Genomic DNA, 22,669 nt, shown 5'->3' with positions numbered 1-22,669 from the left:
TCGAGCCATCATCCACGACGAGAATTTCAAGATTGTCGTAGGTCTGCGCAACCACGCTGTCCAGCGTGGCTGCAATGGTCCGGCTCGCATTAAAGGCCGGGATAACAACCGTAACGAGTGGTCTTGACATTAGAGATGTATTCCCCATAGCCATGTAGCTCTTCCTCGTTGCAATTAAAGTTATTTTTGGAAAACCAATATTTACGATTACTATGGATGGCGCCAAGACCGATGGTTTACCGTATTGCTGCGCCACTTTTCTAGGCGACGGTAGATCGAATCGGGCAGAACAACACATGCCCAGTCCCGCACGGCGCATCGCCACGATGAGCGGCGGAACAATTGCTTTACTAGATGCACGCCAGGCTGTCGGTAAGGCAATAAGGCCGTTCGGAGTGCTCGACTCACCTCCGGGTCCCCGACATCCTTTTCCCGAAGGTATCTTTCCAACCATTCCAGAAAGATCCGTTGACTCGCGTTAGGTCCTACCGGATCGTACCGTCCGTCGCCCTGCGCGACGTAACAGCTGCTCTTGGAGTGTTGCCGATACCTGTCCCAACACCCGCTCTCCACGAACACGGCGGCGGAAAGAAAGACCTTGGTGAAAAACGCTTGATCCTCGAACATACTCCGGAAGGATTCTTCAAACCCTCCGACACCCTCCACAAGGCTGCGTCGCATAAGGACGCTGCAGGTCCCCGGAGTCTCCGCCTCCCCCTGTAGGCAGAGCACCGCCAGATCAGGCGGCTTTACGATCCGATCCATTGCGACGCCCAATTTCCGCCGACGATCCGACAGCGCGTCCTCGGCCTTGCCAGTCCAGCCGTACCACATGAACGTCGAACCGTAAACCATGCCTACTTCGGGATGGCTTTGCAGAATAGCAACCTGTTTTTCCAGTTTCTGCGGCAACCAGAGATCATCGGCATCCAGCAGCGCAATCAGGTCTCCGCTGGCTTTCCGGACACCCAGGTTCCGGCTGGCGCTCATCCCGCGATTACGATGCCCCTCATGTTCCAGATAATGCATCCGATTCGGGTATCGACGGGCGTATTGCTGAGCGATGGCAGTGCTGCCATCCGTCGACCCATCATCGACGAGCAACAATTCCCAATTTGAATAGGTCTGGGCCAGGACGCTTTGTATGGCCTGTTCGAGAAATTCCTCCGCATTGAGGAAAATCGTGATTGCAGAAACGAGGGGCGTTGTGCTCATAAGATGGCCTGTAGTCTTCTGGTTAGATCGCCGCCTGCAGCCGAGTCCTGTGGTGCTGTTTTATTCAATGTTCATTCAATGAAGTAATCCCCCAGTCGGTGGACTACGCTTCGCTAACCCGCCCTACGAATGCAACCAGAGCAGAAGCCGTTTCTCGAATTCCTCCCCGCTCCAGTCTTCAACGGAGAACCGGGGGAACCGAAAACGGTCGGTTCGATACCAGACGGAATCCTGAACAACAGAACAGGCACAGTGAAAGCCGGTGGCGGATACTAAGGGCACACTCTCAGGGCCGTAGTTGCCGTACGGATAGGCGAAGCTGTCTACGGGCCGACCGAGGATCTGCTCCAGTTGAGCCTTGCTCATTTCGATCTCGGCCTTTTGAAAGCCTATGGGATGGGCCGAAAGATACGGATGAGTCACCGTATGAGCACCGATATCCACCCATCCACCATCAGTGATCCGGTGCAGCTCGTCTATGTCCATGGCACGACTTGGCGGGCTGGCTTCATGCTCGACGTATGCCCAGGCCGCTAGCCGATCGAGCAAAGGCCGGCGCATATCATCGGTCAACGAGCGTAAACGCCGCCACACCGAGTAGTAAAAGGCGAGACGCGATCCGGGCTCGGCCTCCCACGGTCGAAGTCCACGCTCACGGTCGACATCCTCCGCGCGGTACTCCGAAGCCGCTCCCAATTCCCATTCGAATGCTGTGTCGTTGATTTCCAGGCGCAACGTCGAAGGTAGACGTCGGGGTTCAAGCAGGATTCTCTCCAGTTCATCCCACCAGAACCCACGCCCGGAACCCAGCTGCCCTGTCGTTATGAATACCGTCGCCGGGACTTGATACCGCTCCAGTAGAGGCTTCGCTTGATAAAGGTTGTCCGCATAACCGTCGTCAAAGGTGACTACGATCCCTCGCCTCGGCACGCGTCCCCTCCCATGACACCGAGTCAACTCCTTGAGGCTGATCGGATGGGCGCGCCGACACAACACGGCCAGGTGCTCGGCGAAATTCTTTGGGCTGACGCAAAGTCCCCAAGGATCGCGCTCGACATCCACCACGCGGTGATACATGAGAATCACCGCTTTCGCGGAAAGCCTTCTGAGAATCGCACGGCCGACCGAGCGCCATCGGGGAGGACCCACGGCCGTCACGCTCCGGGACAGGGCTTTACCGCCCTGATCGTGATCAACAGCTGATATTGAGGATCGCGATAATCCAGTTCCTTAGACTTCAACTCCTGGTAGGCCATCCCTTGCAGGAACGCGATGGAAGCCAACACATTCCCGTGAGATTCGACCTCGACGCTGTCAGCTGGAAAAAACTCCTCGAACAAGCGCCTCGCCGACAGGCTGGTAAATGCCCAACACCAGTAGGACGCCCATTCATCGCAGCTCCGCTGTGTGATTCCCGGCACTGTGGCGAGCACCACACCTCCGGGCTTCAAGATACGGTAGATGGTCGACAGCGCAGCACGGAGATCGTAGACGAGGTGCAGCGTTTGAGTCAGCACAAGACAATCAAACGCATCCGAAGGAATCTGCTCCGCGTTGGTCAGATCCGCGACGAACGTGGCGGTGGGATTTCCCGGATGGACATGAAGTATATCCCTTTGCTGGACCCGTTCTTCGCCGAATCGGCGGGTATAAGAATCATCCCCGATCTCGAGCACCCGGCCTCGAATATCGGGCGCATGTCTAGCCAGGAAGTTCTCGATGTAATAGCGGTCTACCGGCAAACCACGATCGTAGCCGAAGTGCCTACTAAGGGGTGTGAGACGACGCAGACTGCCGAAACGCACCCACCCCACCGGCGGAATACCCCCAGCACCGGGCAAAATTCCTTTCAACCACCTGGCTAACGCAAACAAACCATCTTTGGCGAATAGCATTCCCAATCTCCATGTTGTGCTTTTTTACTAAAAAGACCAAGCCAATCCTCAGAGTAAGACGCGATCCAAAGTGATGTTAAACGCGGAGGCTTGTCACGCCTTACCCCAGCCCTCTCCCGTAGCTACAAGGGAGGGAGCTAAAATCCCCTTCCGCTATGATTCAGGAAATCCTCCGGTCCGGAGCCTGGCATGCAAACTCGTCAGATCCTCCAAGTCCCGGCGAGAAACCAAGGTCCGGATAGGCCCCCAAAACCGGTTCGTCAGCTGCCGGAGACGATAACGAAGCCCAAATATCGCTTTGGCCAAGCGTGGATGACGATACGGCCACCAAGCCTTTTCGAACGCTTTTCGCAAAGCCGGATCCGTCATGCTTCCCCGGGCTTGCAGATACTGGCCAAGCCACTCGAGAAAGGCCTGTCGTGCGGGATGGGGTAGGAATGGATGATATTGGCCGCTGTGAATTGCGGCAAAAGAACTTGACTCCGAATGTTGCCTATAGAGATCCCAGCAGCCTCCGTCCACCAGCACCTTTCCGCTCAAGCAAATCTTCGCCAGAAGGACCTGATCCTCGTACAGGTTGTGGATACGTTCTTCGAATCCCCCCGTCTCCATAACGACCGATCTTCGAAGCAGCAATCCGCAAATGCTGGGGACCATGCCGGGATTATCAAGGAACAGCGTCAGGAGAGTCGGAGGGCCGAACACTGTGTTCGGCCGTACTCCCAGCTTTCCCTGATAATCCCTGCCCCGCTTCCCCGTCGGCTCCGACCAACTGTGCCAATAACGCGTTGGCCCGTAAACCATGGCCAGATCCGGATGCGATTCGAGAAGGGCAACCTGCCGGGCGAGCTTTTCAGGCAAGAACACATCATCGGCATCCAAAAAAGCCAGATATTTCCCCGTGGCCTTTTGAATACCGAGATTTCTGGAAATGCTCTTCCCGAGATTCCGGGAACCCACATGACACAGGTAAATGATTCTCTCCGGATAGCGTTCTGCGTAGCGCCTCGCAATGGCGGTACTTCCATCCGTCGATCCATCATCGACCAACAAGAGCTCCCAATTATCATAAGTCTGCCAGAGGACGCTCCGAATCGCCTCATCAAGATACTTTTCCGAATTAAAAAAGGGGGTCACGACGGAAACCCGAGGAGAGTCGATCGTGTTAAATGCCGGCTGATGCATCGGTAATTCCAAGTCAGAGGTTAATGGTTAGTGGAAGCATGCATTTGGGGTAACCTCTAGCAGCTAACCGCTTCCTAAAGCCTGAAACTATTTCGAATACCGCTTAACGCGGCTCGGCAACGTTCCACTCGGGCACTTAAGAAAGGATGCTCGCATGTCCAGAGCTCCCTTCGAATCACCCGCCACACCTCGACATCCCTGCAGCCGCTGTGCCTCACATAGCTCTCCACCCAACTAAGGAACGGACGGCGGCTTTCATAATACCTGTTCAAATCTTCATCACCCGCACTGCAGCTGTCGGCATGCTGGCGGTACTTTGCCCAGCAGCGGTCCGCAACATAGACGGGAGTATTGAGGTGCACTTTCGCAAAAAAGACTTGGTCCTCGTACATGCCCCGAAAACTCTCTTCGAATCCACCAATCTCCTTGAACACGTCAGCTCGCAGCAGCGCGTTGCACGTGGTCGGGGTCTGCGCCTTATTTTCCAGCAATTGAGGGAGAAGTTTCGGAGGGGGGACGAGCGTGTCGGGTTCGACTCCTAGATCGTAGAAACGATCAAGCTCCTGGTCTTCAAGCCGCTTTGTCCAGCTGTGCCAAATCAGCGTCCATCCATAGACCATTCCCGCTCGCGGAAATCTTGCGAAGATCGCGAGTTGCTCCTCGAGCTTATCGGGCAGCCAGACATCGTCCGCGTCGAGGAACCCGATATACTGACCGCTCGCGTGGCGAATCCCCAAATTTCGGGATGCGCTCATGCCGCGATTGGCATGTCCTTCGTGTTCGATATAACGGATTCTTCCCGAATATTCCTGGGCGTATCTCTTTGCGATCGCCGTGCTGCGGTCCGTCGAGCCGTCGTCGACGAGCAATAATTCCCAATCCCGATGGGTTTGAGCAAATACGCTGGCAATCGCTTCTTCGATGTACTGCTCCGCGTTGAGGAAGATCACGATGCCCGACACCAAGGGATCCGTACTCATGGCCGTGCCCTATCCACCGATAAGCCTTCGATGTCTTCGTATCGGGCTTTGGGAGAAATTGACCTCACATACCGGATATCCCGTGAAGGCCAGCCAGCCGACAGAGCGCCGGCAGCCTTCGGCGAAAGAGACGATGGGTCGATACCCCAGCATGCCTCTCGCCTTGGCATCGGACAGCTTGTACCGACATCCATAGAGCATGGCTTTCTCAAGGGTAGCGACAGGCTGACCGGTAGAAGGTTGCTGCGCGTGAGGGAAGGACCAAGGTGAGAACTGTCGGGAACGTCCGGTCAACAGACTGCGCAGAGCACGGCGTAGCCGGCCAGGTATGACGCCCAGGACAGCTCGGGAAGGCCTAGCCGCCAAGATCTGCTTCGCGGCCTTCTTCCAGGAGAAAGGCGGATCGGTGTAGACGGCATCAGGGACTTGCTGCAAATTGAATCCCAACGCCTCAGCAACAGGGCGGTAAAGATCCGCCCAGGTAATCTCCTCATCGTCACCCACGATAAAGGCCTCCCCGTCAACCCCCGACGCACTCATCGCGAGAAAAATGGCGTGGATCAGGTTATCGACGTAAATGCTGTTGCAAATGCCGCGGCCACCATCCATGACGTAGGCTTCGCCCCTCAAGAGGTCATCCGCGAAACTCGTAATCCAAAAAGAACGCGGACCGAAGACGATCCCGGGTCTCAGGATAACAACCTCCACCGAACCACGCTTCCGGAGCGAAAGCAGCTTTCGTTCGGCCCGGACCTTGGCGTTGTTGTAGTCGATGGGCTGACGGTCGCTCAGCGGACTGTCCTCGTCAGTGCCCGGAACAGGGGCCTGTCCATGAACCGAGGCGCTGCTGAGATAAACGAGCCGCCGCGCACCGGCCTCTTCGGCGGCCTCATAAGCCGTGCCCGCCGTTTCGATGATCGTCTTCCGGTCACCGGCGATCGCGTGGACAATCACCTCGCATCCGTCAAAGGCCCGTCGCAGTGCGGCTCGATCAAAGGCATCCGCCACGCGGCCCTCCAGATCGAAGCGGGACGAACCGGCCAAACCGGCAACGGTACGCACGACCGGCCTGACTTCTGCCAATCCGGCCAGATGCAGCATTTCGATCGTTCTGCTGCCGATGAATCCGTTCGCGCCAAGGACGGCTACTCTCAACATAAGGGTTTCGCCCGGTCAGGAGGGGGCGAGGAGGAACTCTACGGGCGGAAAGTTCGACCGGATCGGGGTGGACGAGCCAGTCTCCCGCGCCTGCTGGATCGCGAGGGCGATCTCGTTCACGTGCAGTGCGAACCGGGCTGACAGTCGGCAGGGCCTGCCTTCACGTACGGCGGCGGCGAGCTCCGCGATGCCTCGGCAGTAATCCATCTCGTGCCGTCTCAGCCGGCAGCGCCAGCTCGGTCTTGGCGTTGGGCCGTACGGCCTGCCATTGAGTCCAAAGAGAGCCCGGGTCAGCCAGTGACGACCGAGCCAAGGGTAGGTCTCGGCGCGAAGACCCAGGGCGGTGAAACATCGGAGCCGCACGGGAGCCCCATAGTGCCAGCACTCGTCGACGGTCAGGACTCCCTTGTCGCCGATGATGCGCAGCGAATGGTCATGCGGGGCGACGATGCTGCACGTCAGCCTGGCGACTACGCCCGAGTGGAAGCGGATGCAGGCCACGGAGAAGTCCGGAGCGGCGATCTCAGGGGACAGTTCAGGATGTTTGTCTGGAATCAGGCATGAGGAAAAGGCAGTCACCGACCGAGCCGGGCCGAAGAAGGCGGCCAGCCAGGTCAGGTAGTAGCCGGCGTGCTCCATGGTACAGCCAACGGCGAACTCGTCCTGCCAGGGCCACGGGGTCCCGGATGGGCTCGCCCACTCCTCGGGATGCATCTTGTGGATGGGACCGTCATCGATCTCGACGTAGACGATCCGCACTGGCCCAACCGCTTCCCTACGCAACGCCTTTCCGAGTGCCTGGGCGGACTCGCCGAGGATGCTACAAGGGGCCGAAGCGAGGACGAGGCCTCGTGCCTCGGCCAGAGCGACCAGTTCCTCTGCCTCGGCCAAAACCATGGCGAGCGGCTTCTCGGAGTAGACATGCTTGCCCGCCTCAAGACTAGCCCTGGAGACGGCGAAGTGGCTCTTGGGATTAGTGAGGTTCACGACCACCTCGACTCGGGGATCGTCGAGAAGGGCCGTCAAAGACGGGTAGACCTCGGTCCCATGGCGGGAGGCGAACCGTGCGGCGCGCGAGCCGTCGCGATCCATGACCCCGATCAGTTCGAGCTCCGGATGGAGGGGAAGCGTCCTCGCGTAGAAATCGGCAACGAAGCCGCAGCCGACGATGGCAATGGGGGTACGTGGGCCCGGCGCGTCGGCCCGATCTCGCATGCGGCTTCCCGGCCATTGTCCGGTGGTGCCGGCCAGTCGGTCCAGGCCAGTAAGCAGGGAATCGAGCACGCTCTCCCGCCTCCTGCTCAGACGGGCCTGGAGTCTCTTCATGATTCCCCGCGGGCTACGTGCGCCCATAAAGTCCGACCTCCATGAGCGACGCATAATGATGCTGCGACACAGCATCGTAGCTGATAACTGCTGCATGAATGGCTTCACATTCAGTCATGATCACCCACTTCAAGCTTGCGATAGCGTCCACATAGTTGCGCCTCATACGATCCCTAGTCCTCATTCGAATTAGAGCCTATTCCGTAAGGCTAAGGGAAGCATAGCGAGGTAAGTCTTGGTACGCTTCTCCTAGCGGATCAGAATGCGGCGGAACCGATTAAGCCTACTATGAGTGCGTTCCACGACCCAGCGCCGCGCTTTGAAACCGGCTTCTCTTTTGATGGCCTGGACACGTCCCCGCCACGCGCCCGAGTATGAGCGGTAAACTGAAACTCCTCCGCCAACCCTCTCACCTCATCAAAGTCATAGAGGCGTTGTCCAGACAGAGGTTTAGGAATGTTCCGCCGTGGGCTTGGAGCGTGGGACGACGTGGGCTTCCAAGCTCGGCCGCTCGCGTTGTCCGAGGGCAGAAATCAGGGTCCGAAAGAGCCTCCAGCCCGCTTCCCACGATGCGTGATTGCTCTGTTTTGACGCACGGTCGATCTCGGCTAGGCAATCGCAGCAGTGCAGCAACTGAATCTTCCGAAGGGCCTGCGGAATGTTCTGGCAACCATAGTGGATCAAAATAAGGCGGACGAAATCGTCACCATACTTCAACCAGAGCGGAACAAAATCGTACATGGGATCGCCAATGAACAAGCTGCCGAAGTCAATAATGCCAACGACCTTTTTGTCGGCTGCGTCAAAAAGCACGTGGTCCCAATTGAAATCGCCATGGAGCAAGCAGCGACGATAGCGACAGGAGCCCTCCGGCCCGAGAACATCGCTAAACAATTGCCGCGTGCGCTTTTGTTCATCCGGAGTTAGCTCCTGAAATCCGTGTTTCTCGAAAAGGGCGTAGTGAAAACGGTAGTATCGTCCATCAAAACGCTGTTCGCTCGCTCCGGCGGCGAGGGCGTCTGCGATCGTTACGGAGTGCAGGCCGGTTAGGAAGCACCCGATCTGCTTCGCGATGCCTTCACGAAGTTCGGTTGTGGTCTGCGCGACAAAGTCAGGGTAGAGAAAGCTGCCTTTAATTTCTCGGTAACCCACGAAAGGAGTTTCCACGATGCTTTCCGGCCGAGATCTCAGTAGACCTGAGCTCCCGATATCATACAAATACCGGAGAACTTGCTTGAAGCGCTTCACTCCGCTTTTCTGTTGCTTCTCAACAGAGATGATTGAGGAGGGCCTAGCGGCAGCGATGAATTCGACTCGGGGAATTGCTAACTCGACTCGCGCGGAAACCAGCTTCAACAAACGACACTCAATTGTTAATGCTTGCCTAGCTTTTGGATGCTTCGGGAATCGGAAAATATATTCCTCGTTGATCCGGTAAACTAGATTGTTTATTCCTTCGCCCAGAAAGCTCAGTTCGAGGACCTCAAAATGAGGAAATTCAGTCAAAACCAGGTTCTTAACGGCGTCGACATCGTGCGTCTTTAGTTCGTGCTCTAATGTCTGGGACACTCTTGGATCTACCGCTCCGCGTCTTGAGATATCAGCTTTAAAATCCCTCAAAAAGCGTAATCGCTCCCCGGCCTCATTTTCGCTTTCCGTGATAACACCCGCCGCTCTTGGCGACTGGCGTTCCTTGACCCAACATTGATCGGCAACGAATACAGGAACTTGGAGCTGCACCTTCGCGAGAAAGGACATTCTTCCTGAGCGGCCCTGAATGATCTCTTCGAGCCCACCGCCCCCATCCAGTTCCAAAACAGAGCGCCGCAGAAGAGTGCAGCTCAATGTTGCTGTCTGAAACCGGTTCTGCAGAGCAAGCAAGACCAGTTCGGGCGGCTGCACGAGGGTGTTCAATGGGACACCTGTTTCACAAAAGTAGTCCACGCCATCCATGCCCGGAGCATTCGCCCAACTTAACCAGATCAACGTCCGGCCGTAGACCGCGGCCGCCTCCGGATTAGCTTCAAACGCTTCCAACTGTTCCTGCAGTTTGCCTGGTAGCCACACGTCATTGGGATCAATGAAGGCAAGAAACTCGCCACGGATGTGCGATGACTCAAAGCGGCGAACCTGGTTCGATCCTTTGTTCCCGCTGAAGGGGCGCTCGAGATACCGAATCCTGCCGGCGTGGGAGGTCTCTGGCAGTATGACTTTCCGGGCCTCCGCTGCATCGCCAACCAGGAGCAACTCCCAGTTGTCGTAGGTCTGAGCGAGAACGCTTTCGATCGCCTCGTTGAGGTACCGTTCGCCACCGTCGATAAGAACAATCACCGTAACCAGTGGACGTCCGCCCATCAGGAAACTCCTTTGCCTTCGCGTGCGGTAGTTTCTATTTGCAACTATAAAGCAGGCTTACCTTCGCGTATGCCATGAAGCAGGCTGCGACGACAGTTTCCACAGAAGTGGTATACGATCGGCTGGCTCGGCGAAGCCGCCTTGCGGGCCCAGTTAGGAGCAAGAGTACTTCAGTCTGTGAGCATTTACGTTCCGCTCACGCCCGCTATCTTGGGCGCTGCGCGAATCAGAAGCTTCAGCGCTTGCCGCAGGACTCTCGACGAACGACTGAACCCCAGGGCCTCCCGCATCTGGACCGCCATGGCCTGCCAGTCCCGGGCTTCGAGCATAGCGCCTGCCGTTTGCAAGGCCGCCAGCGCGTAGGTTTGCCTGGCACGCCGGCAAGTGCTCGCCGCAATTTCCTTGGGCAGATACGATTCGAACATGTCGATGGCCAGCCGGGTATAACGCATGTCCTCCCCCGTTCGCAGATGACGGCCGGTGTTGGAGTTCATGTGCATGCGATAGGCAGCCAGAGGCTCCACCTCATACCACACCGGGTAATGGGCCGCGATTCTGACCCACATTTCCCAGTCCTCGCTGCAGATCAGACGGTAATCGAATCCGCCCAGGCGCTCGTACACTTCCCGCCGGACCGCGATGGATGGAGTCATGATGCGCTGCTCGGCGGCCAATCGCACGAGCTGGTTCTCCAGAATCCCGCTCACCGGTTGCTCGAGATCGGAAACACTAAGGCATTTTCCGTCCTGATCGATGAACAGATGGCGGCAGAAAGCGGCGCCCACCTCCGAGCGCGCTTCAAAAGCCTCACCCAGCTTCCGGTAGAACCCCGGCAGGACATGATCATCGCCGTGCAGCAAATGAACAAGCTTCCCTCGTGCTCGCTGGAGACATGTGGCGAAATTACGCGCAACGCCGACATTTTCCGGCTGACGATAAAAGCCGACCCGGTCTTGGCCAATCTCTTTCACGACCGCCTCTGGGTCATCCCAGGTCGAGCAATCGTCGACGACCTCGATTTGCATGCGGTCCGACCCAGGGTCCTGCGCCAGCACGCTCTGCAAGGTTGCCCGCAAATACGAAGCGCAGTGGTAAGCGGGAATCATCACGGACCAGAGGGGGCGGCACACGTTGTCGGGTACGGACGCGATCCGCGGTCGATGAGGACCTGCTTCATTCATAAGCTCACGCTTACGGCAATCCCGGTTACACCGTTTCCGGTTGATTGGTCTTGTTGTTCTTGAATAGACCGAGCAGATGAATCTTGAGATCCAATTTCAGTGCCCTTCGCCACGGGACATATTTGTTGACCGGCTTGCCGCTCAGAAAAACCCTGAAGCATTCCCTCGCTCGCGGATAATCTCCGCGATTTTCGTATTCCTCGGCCCACTCGAAAAAATACTTCGAGATCGATGTCCGGGCAAGATCGTCGTATTTATAGTGCAGGCACTGGTTCATTTTCCTGAGGAACTCCAGGATCTTGTACTGCTTCTCTATTTCGCTGTAAGGCGAAAAAAGGCCTCCGGTATGGTAGCGATAGGCGCCCATGACCTCGCCGATATACCCGATTTTTCCCCGTTCGGCGTTCAGGATGTGGAGCGGCCAGTCCGTGATCGGAAAAAAATTGTCGTACCAGTCCGGGACTTCGCCCAGTGGAGCACGTCTGAACATCGTCGAACAGGTGGCAATGAAGTTCCCCATCCATATGTCTTCCAGATCGGAAAACTCCGGTTGATCATCCGGTGTCCAGTTGCGAGGCGGACGGCTGTCGTTCTCGTAGATGACTTGGGCGTTGTGAAAGCACAACGAGCACTCCGGATGTCGATCCAGGAAGTCTGCTTGCTTTTGCAGCTTGTCCGAAGCGGTCCAATAGTCGTCACCATCCAGTAGAGCGACATACTCGCCCCTCGCGGCATTGACACACCGGGTGACCACGGCATTGCTGCGTATGTTTTTTTCCGAAAGCAGTAACCGGAATCTTTCGGGGTATCTCTGCTGATATCCGAGTACGATCTCGCGGGTTCCGTCAGTCGAGCAATCTTCACTGACGAGGATTTCGTAATCGAAGGCTGTTTTTTGCATAAGGACACTATCGAGCGCCTTTTCAATAAAGCCTTCGTGGTTATATGTCATCACGATGACGCTGACTTTCATGATTGTGGTGACCTTCGGCTTGGAGAAACGGGGTAGTGGTAGCTTGGCTGTATAGTGATTGCGGTGCCCTTAGGGATCCGTTGCTGATCTCGGTTTATGGGAATGGGAATCTTCGATCAGCGGTCTAGATGGCTTTACAGCCGAGGGCTTTGCTGTGGCTCGATACGGAGTGATGCCTCTTTGCATCAGCAGGGCCGCCAGAAATGGAGAAACGAAGTCCGCTGTAAGTCGAAGATTCTTCGATACTGCCCGCCAGCGTCGGTGTTTCACGTCCGCGGCAAGTCTCTTCCAAAGGGATCTGCCAAAGTAATTCCGCCAAAACTGAATGCCCCGCTTATAAGCCTCCAGATATTCAGGTTTCTCTCGAACGTATTCCCACTGCTTTCCCAGCGCCGCTAGGGCGGAACTCAACATCCGCTCGGAATCCCAGGTCATATTCGAATCGTGCCAGCGATACTCCGCCACCATCTCATGGTGGCGATGGACCGGAAATTGCCTGGCAATTCGCAGATACAGATCGTAGTCCTCGCAGGCCCGGAGGGACCTGTCGAAACCTCCCGTCGATTCCAAGGCTGAGCGCCGATACAGGACGGTGGCGTGCATGCCAATGTAATTCCCCTGCAGCAAAGCCAGGTAACGATCTTTGGTGACCGCCTCCGGACGATATTCGTTGAGCAAGGACCCGTCCTTATTGATGTAACGGTAGTGGCCGGATACGAAAGCGCATTCCGGATGCGCGTGCAGGCAGTTCACACCCGACTGAAGAGCAGTCGGCGTGAGCCGATCATCGGCGTCGAGGAATGCCAGGTATGGTCCTGAACTCTCGAGAATACCGCTGTTGCGGGCGGCAGCGAGCCCTTGATTGTGCTGCCGGACACAACGTACCTCGGGATAGTGCGCGGCGACTTCGGCGGTATCGTCGATCGAGCCATCATCCACCACGATGATCTCGAAATTTCGATAGGTCTGCGCCAGCACGCTTTCGATCGCTTCCCTCAGGAAGGATGCCTGGTTGTAGCAGGGGATGACGACCGAAACCAGCGCGCTCGTTCGCTCGGCGAACCGCCGTTCCATGCCGCTTGAACCGGACAGCACGGCGATGAACTCCTGCTCCATCTCAGCCACTATTCGCTTGGCGCGTTCAGCACAATCCTTGGCCTTCTGCCGCGCCTCTTCCGTCAGACAGTAATCTAAGGCAGCCTGGAGTTGGTGGTCATCCAAGGAGTCCGCAACGAAGATCACCGGCCACCGAATCTTGTCGGCCTGTCGCTTGATCTTCGCCCCGCCCGCCTCGGGATCGATCGCCAGCACCGGCACACTGTTCTTCAGTGCTAAAACAGTGCCGTGCAGGCGCGTCGTCACGAGTACATCCATCCGGGCAATCAAGGACTCGATCTCGGCCGGACTGCGCAGCCCCGTGCCGTTGCGATCCAGCCGCGTGTCTATGTCGACTCGAGATAGCTCCCGAGCCTCCAAGAGTCGATTGATGGCATCAACCGCCAGATGATCGATAGCACCCGGATAGGGTTCAACTAGGCACACGCCAACCACTGGCACCTTGGGCTGAGCCGCAGCGAAAACCAAGTCGGGATGCACATCGACCGAACTGTCTCTTTCGATCAGGAAGTCGAAAGGGTTCCATGCATTGAGCGGCGTTAACATCGTGAGGTTGAGTCCGATCAACCGGCATCCGGCAAAGCGAGTCAGGAATTCGGACTCCAGCTCGCCTTGTTCGAAAGGCCCGCAGACGAACACAACGTGGGAATACTCGGCCGGATCCGCGCAACGCCAGTCGACACCGCCCTCGAATGGTGGAGCAAGTGCAACGTCGTATCGGAGTCCGGCCCGTCCGAGCCAATCGCAAGCCATGTCTCTCGACAGCAAATCGCCAGCCGTCGCGTGCCCCTGCTCAAAACTGAACCACCCTACTATCAGCGCCTTCATCATCCCTCCGATCCAATCAACTCCTGTTTGCCGCCACCCATTCCCGCACCGAATGGCCTGGCACATAGCGGTGGACATTCAACGATCTCAATGATCGGCAGGGACTCTTACCATCCTGTAGATTCACCGGGAGGTTGTGCCACGGACAATACACTCGCTCCCCTTCCAAACATCCGCCAGCCAAATCCGCACCTTCATGAGGACAAAACCGATCGAACACAATCACAACATCAGTACGAGGACGGGCGATGCAAGTCCTCGCCGTGAGCGGCCTGATTTCTCCAATCCCCAGAGCTTCAGATTCGAAAAGAAGCGTACTCTGCCCGCCCACCCACACTTCTTGAACCGAAAGGCAGGCAGGAAAATCCGCCGCCGTATCGTCGCACTGCTCGATTTCTTCTGCGGAAACAAGATAGCGTATCGGTTTGCCCCGACGGGCGATCTCTCGGGCCTTCTTCCGTACGATCCGCCATCCATTCGCCCAGATTTCACGTAGGCGGGACCACCATCCGGCATCCATGGCCGCCCATACATAATCCTCCTTATAGGGTGAATATCCGAGAAACGTGGGTTTATCCAGGGTCAAGCGCAGGCTCAGGACGTATCGTGTCGCTCCGGTGCTGTTAATGGTGGAACTGTGCAGATGCTCGCCCCGAAAGATCACCGCATCCCCCGGCTGCAGATCGAAACACACTCGAGGCCCCAGATATTGCCCAGGTACGATCTTACCCTCCGCCGTGCACCGAAGTCGCTTGCCAAAGACCCGAGGGAAAATATTCAGGCCATTCTCAGCGTGTACTTTACCCAGTGCAATCCATACGTTTACAGCATTCGTCGGGCAACAGTACCAGCTATCATGGTGCGGTCCATGAGCCGTAACCTTCCCGTTCCAGAAGAAATCCTTGAACTTTTCCTTTTTAGTAACAATGATATCGAACGGAACGTGAAACCGGATATTGGGAAACTCCTCAAAGTAAACCCCCTGCTTTGCCCCCAGAATTTCCTTCGCTATCTCGGTCACGAACGGCTTTGCCAGTGCTCCGAACGCCTCATAGCAGTGGTTCAGAATCTCCGGCAACTCTTCCAAGTCCACGAACTCGTGGATGGACTCGAAGCCTTTAGCCATGATCAAACTCGCCCGCTCCTCCCCCAAAACCACATGCAATGCCGACCGAGTCGCTTCCCGCACCGGTTCCAAATAAGCAATAGCCTGAAGACACTTCTCGACGACAATGATTTCGCCCTGGTTGACGAGCCCCGCGATTTGCGAAGCTGGGATCACAGATTTGCCATTTAGCCCTACAGTAAACGCGCTAATGCTGTGGTTCGGCATAAGTGGATTCTGCCCGGATGTATGTGGGATTTGCCTCAAACCCTGGTATTGGCCTAATCGCATTCGGAATTCGCAGAAGACCCCCGACTCATCAAGCCGAAGCTGGTACCATCCAGTGGTGCGGAATCGCGACACTCCCGTAACCGGGCTCACCGGATATGGACCGCGCCCGTACCTTGCCCTGCTCCACCCGAAAAAATATGGCACCCTTCACGTCATCCTCGCACTCACCGTCACAACTCAGCGATGCATTGATTCGGTACTGCCCGGGAATCAGTAAAAGTTCCTCGACGACGCATACGAACCTCGATATCGCCTCTTCGTCAACCACATCCTCGAGGCCGTGCAGAGTGGAATCAAAATAGGTCACGGGCTGGCCCAGCTGATCGTAAATGGTGAAGGCACAAGATAATCCCGGCAGTTTCCCGGTCACGTAAAAGACGAATCGTGCCGGACGGCCGGTCGCCAGAGTCGTTTCCCCGAACGACTCACCGGTCGAGATCTCGATTCCCGACAACCGCACCCGCCCCCTGCCCGTGCGGTCCGCACGCTCGGCAAGATTGCGCAGGGAAGCCTTTTCCAGAAACTCCAGGTAGGCCGTCACCGCCTCGGTGGCCGTTCCGTCCGCGATCATCGCACCCTTGCTCAGCAAAACTCCCCGCCGGCAAAGCGTCTGTACTACACCCATATTGTGCGTCACGAAGAGCACCGTTCTGCCTGCCCGAGCCACGTCGTCCATTTTCCCCAAACACTTCTTTTGGAAACTGGCGTCTCCGACCGCCAAAACCTCATCGATAATCAGAATCTCCGGCTCCAAGTGTGCCGCCACCGCAAAGGCCAGGCGGACGTACATTCCCGATGAGTACCGCTTGACCGGCGTATCCAGAAATTTCTCTACCTCCGAGAAAGCGACGATCTCGTCGAATCGCTTCCGGGTATCGTTCTTCGTCATACCCAGAATCGACGCGTTCAGATAAATATTCTCTCGTCCGGTCAACTCGGGATGGAAACCGGTGCCGACTTCCAGAAGGCTCGACACCTTACCCCGGATTCGCGCCGTACCTACGGAGGGTTCCGTGATACGGCTCAGAATCTTCAGCAATGTCGATTTGCCCGAACCATTCGGACCGATGATGCCGAGCTTATCCCCTCGCCGAACTTCGAACGATACGTTCTTCAGCGCCCAAAACTCCTCCCGGGTGTTATCGGCTAGCTGGGTGTCATGCCGTCCGCAAATGCGTTTTCCTACTGTTCGGAAAGAGGAATTGATGGTGTCACGGAGAGTCGTGTATTCGGTACGTTGCGGTTGGTGCCGTAAGGTAAATTTCTTGCCCAGGTTCTCTACTCGGATGACGATGTCGGACACTGCTTCTCTCCAAATCCCCGAAGCTTCACGCCGCTTTGGCCTATGCGGGCCGGCGACAGACACATGTCAAATTTTGTCGGCAAACATGCCTTCGACTCTGCGGAAATACCAAATTCCGGTTATCAGCAGGAACACGGCAATACCTAAAGACAAATAAAACCCCGGCAGATAGAAATCCTGTGTACCGCCGAGCAGCGCCCACCTAAATCCGTCGATGACCGCTACCATGGGGTTTAACGAATACCAGAGACGCCACTGTTCAGGAATGACTTCCCTGCTGAATCCCACAGGGGATATGTACAATCCAAGTTGGATCACAACCGGCACTATGTAGCGGAAATCACGATATTTCACATTGAACGACGCGAACCACAACCCTGCCCCTAAAGAAAGACTGAGCGCAAGAAGAATGAAGATAGGCAGTGTCGCCACCCGCCAGTCCGGCACGATGCCGTACCATATCATCATGGTGATGAAGAGCATGGCGGATACGGAAAAATCGACGAGAGTAACAGCCACCGCACCGAAGGGAACAAGCAGGCGCGGGAAATAGACCTTTGAAATTAGGTGGGAGTTGTTCAGCAGGCTGGTGCTGGAATCCGTTAGCGCGCTGGCGAAGAGCTGCCATGGCAGCATTCCGGCGAATACCATTAGTGGATAAGGCACACCGGTGGCAGGCAACTTTGCCAGAGTACCGAAAACGACAGTAAACACCAATGTGGTTAATAAGGGTCTTATCAGTGCCCAGACGACGCCAATCGCAGTTTGTTTGTATCGTACGATCAGGTCGCGCCAGCAAAGAAAATAGAGTAACTCCCGGTAATGCCACAGATCCTTCCAGTACTGGGTGCTCGAATATCCCGGTTTGATCACGAGTTCCGGCGTGTTCGTAAGAAGATGCAACGATGGCTCGCCGGAATCCTTTATTTCCGAATCGGTGCCGCCGCTAGTTGCGGATAGTGCGTGGCGATTCATTTTCTCTCCTTTGCCGCTCATGCCAATCCCACGCCGTCTTGATGATTGTCGATAGATCGGAATAGCGAGGATACCAATCCAGCAGTTGCCCGGCCCGCGTCGGTGCCGCAACGAGAATCGGCGGATCGCCCGGGCGGCGAGGACTCTCGCGAACGACAACTTCGCGTCCTCCGATCTCTTTTACCGTCTCGACCACTTGTCTTACGGAGTGTCCCTGGCCGGTGCCCAGGTTCACGCAAAAGCCCCCGCTCCCTGCCAAAAGTTTCTCCAGAGCCCTAACGTGGGCCGTGGCGAGGTCCGTCACATGGATATAATCGCGAATCGCAGTCCCATCGGGTGTGGGGTAATCCGTTCCGAAGATGTCCAAACAGTTCCGCTTACCCAAGGCAGTCTCGATCGCCAATGGGATCAGATGGGTTTCCGGATCATGGTCCTCGCCGATTTCGCCGTCGGGATCCGCCCCTGCCGCATTGAAGTACCGTAGAGCCGCGTAGCACAATCCGTGAGCCACATGGTGCCAATGAAGGACACGCTCAATGAACAATTTCGATTCGCCGTAGGGATTGATCGGGTGCTGCCTGTGGTCCTCCGGAATGGGAGTCTCACCAGGGAGACCATAGGTCGCGCAGGTTGAAGAGAATACAATGCTGCGAATACCCGCCGCTTGCATGGCCTCGAGCAGATTCAGGGTATTGACCACATTATTGCGGAAGTATTTTTCCGGATGGGCCATGGATTCGCCCACATAGGCATAAGCGGCGAAATGAATCACGCCTTCCACCTTGTAGTCCCGGAGCACCTGTTGGAGAGCAGTCGTATTGGCAAGGTCCGCCTCGAATAACGGTCCCCATCGCACGGCCCAGCTGTGGCCGTAAACCAGATTATCAAACGTGATTGGCAGATAACCCGCCTGGCTCAGAGCCTTGGCGGTGTGACTGCCGATATACCCCGCTCCGCCCGTTACGAGAATAGCCTTTTCCATTCGACGAACTCCCTGTTGCCACCAAAGCTGTCCTATTTGACGCCGTCGATAGCCTTATTTTCGTACACTAGTACCTGGCCGTGGCTCCAACCGACAGAAATAATATCGAGGTCACCATCGTCATCAATATCAATGGTGACGGCACCATCATGGTGTTCATCCCCCACATGCACCAGATGGGGAATCCAGGTAGTGCCTTTCCCATCGGCATTCTCGAAGATGTGTAACTTGGCAGTGGTGGGATTCTTGAGATTATGCTCGCCGACGGCAATATCAATATCGCCATCTCCATCCATATCGATAGCATCAAGGCTCATCGGCCCGACCACGTTTGCGATCACATGCTCAGTCCAGAGATCAGTGGCTGAACCGGATTGCTCGTACCACGCGAGCTTGCCGGGAACATTGATAGCTTCGAACCCGACCACTGCATCCAAACGTCCATCACCATTCACGTCAGCCAAGCGGTTGCGGTCGGGCTTCTCCGGTGTGTTAGCGAGGGACTGAGCTGTCCAACTCAGCCAGCCGGTTCCCAAGGTTCGGTCGAGGGCTCTGGCCGACTCCGGATATTGTGGACATCCGTTACACAGCCATTGGGTTCCCAGTAGTAGATCGATTGCGCCGTCGTGGTCGATGTCGCCCACGCTCAATTGTTCGTCTTGTGACGTACGGGAAAGCTTCCGCGAGATCCACGTATCCCGATCCGGCCGATGAGGAACCGTTAACGTCTGTATTCCGTAGCCCGACCGATGCCAGGACAGCGCCACCTCGACAGGACCCAGATTGCGGAAACGGGCCACCGCGACTCCCTGCAAAAAATCGCCGTCAACGGCTGGAATATTTTTTAGGCTGAACAAGGAAAATCGTCCGCCCCCATCGTTACGTGCCCAGACGAACTTGGCATTCGCTTCCGAGCCTTTTCCCTCGGTCCCCAGGATATCCAGATCACCATCACCATCGAAATCGTACACGGCCGCCATGTTGTTGAGCGGAGCACCAATGGTATGACGCTCCCAACTGCCGCCGGGCTTTCCCGGATTCTTGTACCACCATCCACCCGTAACGATATCCTTCTTACTATCGCCGTCCACATCGGCCGAGGAAATAAAGACTGCCCGCCAGGGTTTGTCAGTATCCACGACGTGGCGCTGCCATTTGTCCAGACTCAACTTGCCTTTGTCATTCTTTATCCCGTTGTTGAGCCAGATATCAAGCCGCGGAGTCTCCCATATATAGGGTTTGCTCAAAACATCGATATCCCCGTCACCATCCAGATCAGCGGCTTTTGTCTCGTGGTTTCCGTACCCGGACGCCGTCTCCATTTTTCGAAACTGGCCTTCTCCATCGCCGAAAAATACCCACATCTTGGCATCGGGATGATCATCTTTGTTACTGGACCACTGTCGCATTTCTGCACAAAAGATATCCAAGTTTCCATCACCGTCGATATCTGCGATTTGCAGGCTGTGGCCATGAACCACATCTCTATCCAAGAGCTCATGCCCTAGCCATTCCTTGCCCGTCCACTCATACCATTTCAGCCGGCCCACACTATCCCCAGCTGCGAAAACCACTTCAGGCCAATCACCTTTCTTAAGCTGGCCGACAGCAGCACGAGAAAAGCTTTGGCTGCCGTCAATTACGTTGGCGGCATAATGGACTCCATCGGTATGTTTGAACCAACGGCCGCCGCCGACGATGTCTAGCTTGCCGTCGCCATCAACATCGAATGCGGCCAAACCCTCATACTCTCCGGATGTCCAGGAGAAGATTTCACTGTATGGCCAAGACTGGCTATTCTTGGGATCTTCCGGGATGTCAGCAACGAAAAGTTTCCTCGCACCCTGATTCCAAAAAGCGAGTTCAGGCTTTCCGTCGCCATCGAAATCTCCGACAACCTGATCGTGATGCTTATTACCGCCGGAATTCTTAATTTCCCGACGGGTCCACGGAATATTCGGTTCATAGTTGGGATAGGGATTTTCCCACCACCATATCCTGTTGTCGGACGAATCCGCTCCAAAGATAATATCCAAGTCTCCGTCCTCATCGATGTCCAACGACGCTCCCCCAGCTTCTATGGCCAAGGGACTACTATCGATCACATTTTTTGTCCATCCGGCTGCCTCTCGCCGATACCAGACGATCGATGGCCCTTTTTTCCGGCTGCCGATAACAATGTCATTGAGGCCATCATTATTCACATCCAGAACCATGCTCGCCGTTTGCTCATTAGCCGGACCGGGAACCGGAATGCCACCCGCTTTACTCGAAATATGAGTCCATTGAATAGGTGCAGAGGCCATATTTCCTTGAACAACGTCTGCGCCCGACGTGGCGCAGATCATAACTGCTGCCAGCGAAAAGATTAATTCAAGCCTACCGATTCCAGACATTTTTTAATTCACCCATAGCTTCGTCGATGAGCATAAGCCATAAAATTCCCCAAGCAGTTATCCGCCGATAACCTTCTTAGCTTGCACCCCCGTAATAAATCTTCTATAGGCTTGTTTTGCAAAAGGTGTGTGATACTTCAACAAAAGGCGAATTCCTAGCAGGTAACTGTTTGAGCCAAAAATCCTAATAATATCGCTTATGCTTGGCGTTTGATGGCGGTTTTCCATGTCGCACACCATCAAGTGAATGCGATCTGTTCTTGAAAGATGTGCCGAGTGCTTCTTGATAAACATCCTATAACCTGCACCATTCCTGGAGTTACTTATCCGTTGGGTGGAAAAGTCTGCATGAACGATCTGTGTTGGCTCACGTATTCTTAATGCCGGCCCATGAGCTTCAATCAGCCGAAACCAGAGATCATAATCTTGCCATGATTTGAAACTCGAATCGAATCCACCGACATCAAGAATCTTCTGCCGCTCCACAAAGACCTGATTTCCAACGGTATTCTTGCGGCATAGCTCACCAAGATATATTGAGCCTGGCTTATACTTGGTATCAATATATTCGTCGCTGCTAACCTCATGGTAGATATTGTTTGAGCAAAGAAATGAGCCATACGTTTTATTTATGAATTCGAGAAACAAGGAAAGTCGGTTCGGTAAAAACTCATCGTCATCATCTAAACCCGTCACATAGTATCCATCGGCAGCGGCAATAGCTTTATTCCTCGCATTGCATGCTCCCATCGGTTGCTCGTTACGAAGCCAGATCAAGCTGTCAAAGGAGTTTTTGTATTTAGTATGAATGTGCTCTAGGGAGCACGTAGAGGCATCATCACAAACGACAACTTGAAAGCTCATGTATGCTTGACTACAGAGTGATCGTAATGCACGATCCAGAAGGGTTGGCCGATTTCTTGTAGGGATATATACGCTTATGGATGGGGATTTTGGCTCTCGCATTTTAATTACCTTAATCTAATAATTGGTTGTCACATTAATAGATATCGATCCTAAGCTTTCATACGTGAAATAACATACTCCCACCTTTATTAAACCTATCTAAAGAGCACGTCGCCCCATCTATCAGAGAATCAGCTCAACAGATGGGGAATGGACATCAAACTCTGCTGCAGTTTCGGTCTTGCTCTTGCCTTGAGAGCTTGTTTTATCCTGAATACACCACTGTTGGGTGCACCTTGGGCAAACAGCACAGGCTATAGAGCATGGCCGTCCAGTTGCGCCAGATTGGCGAACAGATGCTAGAGCATTTTCACGTCGGCTATACGGCATAACCGGCGTTCCGGAAGTAGTTCGTGCATTCGGCCGGAGTCAGCTGATTCAACAGTTCGCCGATGGCGTCCCCAATCGCCTCGACGGTGCGTTGCCCAGCCTTGCGGAG

18 protein-coding genes are annotated in these 22,669 nt (G+C 55.4%); all 18 read right to left on the bottom strand.

The annotated features are described in order from the left end of the window. Positions 1-130: glycosyltransferase family 2 protein (locus tag VEB01_RS23065; protein WP_414675432.1), on the bottom strand; the 130-nt coding region annotated here is incomplete at its 3' end. An 80-nt stretch (positions 131-210) separates the two neighbouring features. Continuing rightward, positions 211-1,215: a glycosyltransferase family 2 protein gene (locus tag VEB01_RS07550; protein WP_324874227.1), complete on the bottom strand. Its 1,005-nt coding sequence runs from the start codon at positions 1,213-1,215 to the stop codon at positions 211-213. A 123-nt stretch (positions 1,216-1,338) separates the two neighbouring features. Further along, positions 1,339-2,364, bottom strand: a complete 1,026-nt coding sequence (locus VEB01_RS07545) for a polysaccharide deacetylase family protein (RefSeq protein ID WP_324874225.1) — start codon at positions 2,362-2,364, stop codon at positions 1,339-1,341. 5 nt (positions 2,365-2,369) lie between these two features. Next, a complete protein-coding gene (locus VEB01_RS07540; protein ID WP_324874223.1) occupies positions 2,370-3,110 on the bottom strand; it encodes a methyltransferase domain-containing protein in 741 nt (246 codons plus the stop codon). A 153-nt stretch (positions 3,111-3,263) separates the two neighbouring features. Next, on the bottom strand, positions 3,264-4,295 hold the full coding sequence (locus tag VEB01_RS07535; RefSeq protein ID WP_324874221.1) for a glycosyltransferase family 2 protein: 1,032 nt from the start codon (positions 4,293-4,295) through the stop codon (positions 3,264-3,266). A gap of 74 nt (positions 4,296-4,369) precedes the next feature. After that, positions 4,370-5,275 carry a glycosyltransferase family 2 protein gene (locus VEB01_RS07530; RefSeq protein ID WP_324874220.1) on the bottom strand — a complete coding sequence of 302 codons (906 nt, stop codon included), beginning with the start codon at positions 5,273-5,275 and terminating at the stop codon, positions 4,370-4,372. A gap of 9 nt (positions 5,276-5,284) precedes the next feature. Continuing rightward, positions 5,285-6,433, bottom strand: coding sequence for an NAD-dependent epimerase/dehydratase family protein (locus tag VEB01_RS07525; protein ID WP_324874218.1), 1,149 nt, complete (start codon positions 6,431-6,433; stop codon positions 5,285-5,287). Between the two features lie 15 nt (positions 6,434-6,448). Then, the gene (locus VEB01_RS07520; RefSeq protein WP_324874216.1) at positions 6,449-7,759 is read right to left on the bottom strand and encodes a Gfo/Idh/MocA family protein; all 1,311 of its coding nucleotides are present in this window, start codon (positions 7,757-7,759) and stop codon (positions 6,449-6,451) included. Between the two features lie 450 nt (positions 7,760-8,209). Next, entirely contained in the window at positions 8,210-10,090 is a 1,881-nt protein-coding gene (locus VEB01_RS07515) for a phosphotransferase (protein WP_324874214.1), read from the bottom strand. 209 nt (positions 10,091-10,299) lie between these two features. Further along, positions 10,300-11,295, bottom strand: a complete 996-nt coding sequence (locus VEB01_RS07510) for a glycosyltransferase (RefSeq protein ID WP_324874212.1) — start codon at positions 11,293-11,295, stop codon at positions 10,300-10,302. A 25-nt stretch (positions 11,296-11,320) separates the two neighbouring features. Further along, entirely contained in the window at positions 11,321-12,268 is a 948-nt protein-coding gene (locus VEB01_RS07505) for a glycosyltransferase (protein ID WP_324874211.1), read from the bottom strand. A 69-nt stretch (positions 12,269-12,337) separates the two neighbouring features. After that, a complete protein-coding gene (locus VEB01_RS07500) occupies positions 12,338-14,215 on the bottom strand; it encodes a glycosyltransferase (RefSeq protein ID WP_324874209.1) in 1,878 nt (625 codons plus the stop codon). Positions 14,216-14,228: 13 nt separating this feature from the next. After that, positions 14,229-15,494, bottom strand: a complete 1,266-nt coding sequence (locus tag VEB01_RS07495) for a phytanoyl-CoA dioxygenase family protein (protein WP_324874207.1) — start codon at positions 15,492-15,494, stop codon at positions 14,229-14,231. Positions 15,495-15,636: 142 nt separating this feature from the next. Beyond that, positions 15,637-16,911: an ABC transporter ATP-binding protein gene (locus tag VEB01_RS07490; RefSeq protein ID WP_324874205.1), complete on the bottom strand. Its 1,275-nt coding sequence runs from the start codon at positions 16,909-16,911 to the stop codon at positions 15,637-15,639. A gap of 66 nt (positions 16,912-16,977) precedes the next feature. Next, positions 16,978-17,886 (bottom strand): ABC transporter permease, encoded by a 909-nt coding sequence (locus VEB01_RS07485; RefSeq protein WP_324874203.1) that lies wholly within the window; start codon positions 17,884-17,886, stop codon positions 16,978-16,980. Beyond that, on the bottom strand, positions 17,858-18,868 hold the full coding sequence (gene galE / locus VEB01_RS07480; protein WP_324874201.1) for a UDP-glucose 4-epimerase GalE: 1,011 nt from the start codon (positions 18,866-18,868) through the stop codon (positions 17,858-17,860). Before galE ends, VEB01_RS07485 begins: the two co-directional genes overlap by 29 nt. 32 nt (positions 18,869-18,900) lie before the next feature. After that, entirely contained in the window at positions 18,901-21,264 is a 2,364-nt protein-coding gene (locus tag VEB01_RS07475) for an FG-GAP repeat domain-containing protein (protein ID WP_324874200.1), read from the bottom strand. A 57-nt stretch (positions 21,265-21,321) separates the two neighbouring features. Beyond that, entirely contained in the window at positions 21,322-22,230 is a 909-nt protein-coding gene (locus tag VEB01_RS07470) for a glycosyltransferase (protein WP_324874198.1), read from the bottom strand. Between the last annotated feature and the right edge of the window lie 439 nt (positions 22,231-22,669).

It is taken from the genome of Methylocaldum sp. (assembly GCF_035627495.1).
Classification (GTDB): Bacteria; Pseudomonadota; Gammaproteobacteria; order Methylococcales; family Methylococcaceae; genus Methylocaldum.
The sequence above is the reverse complement of the archived record's forward strand: the minus strand, read 5'-3'. Positions and strand labels throughout refer to the sequence as shown.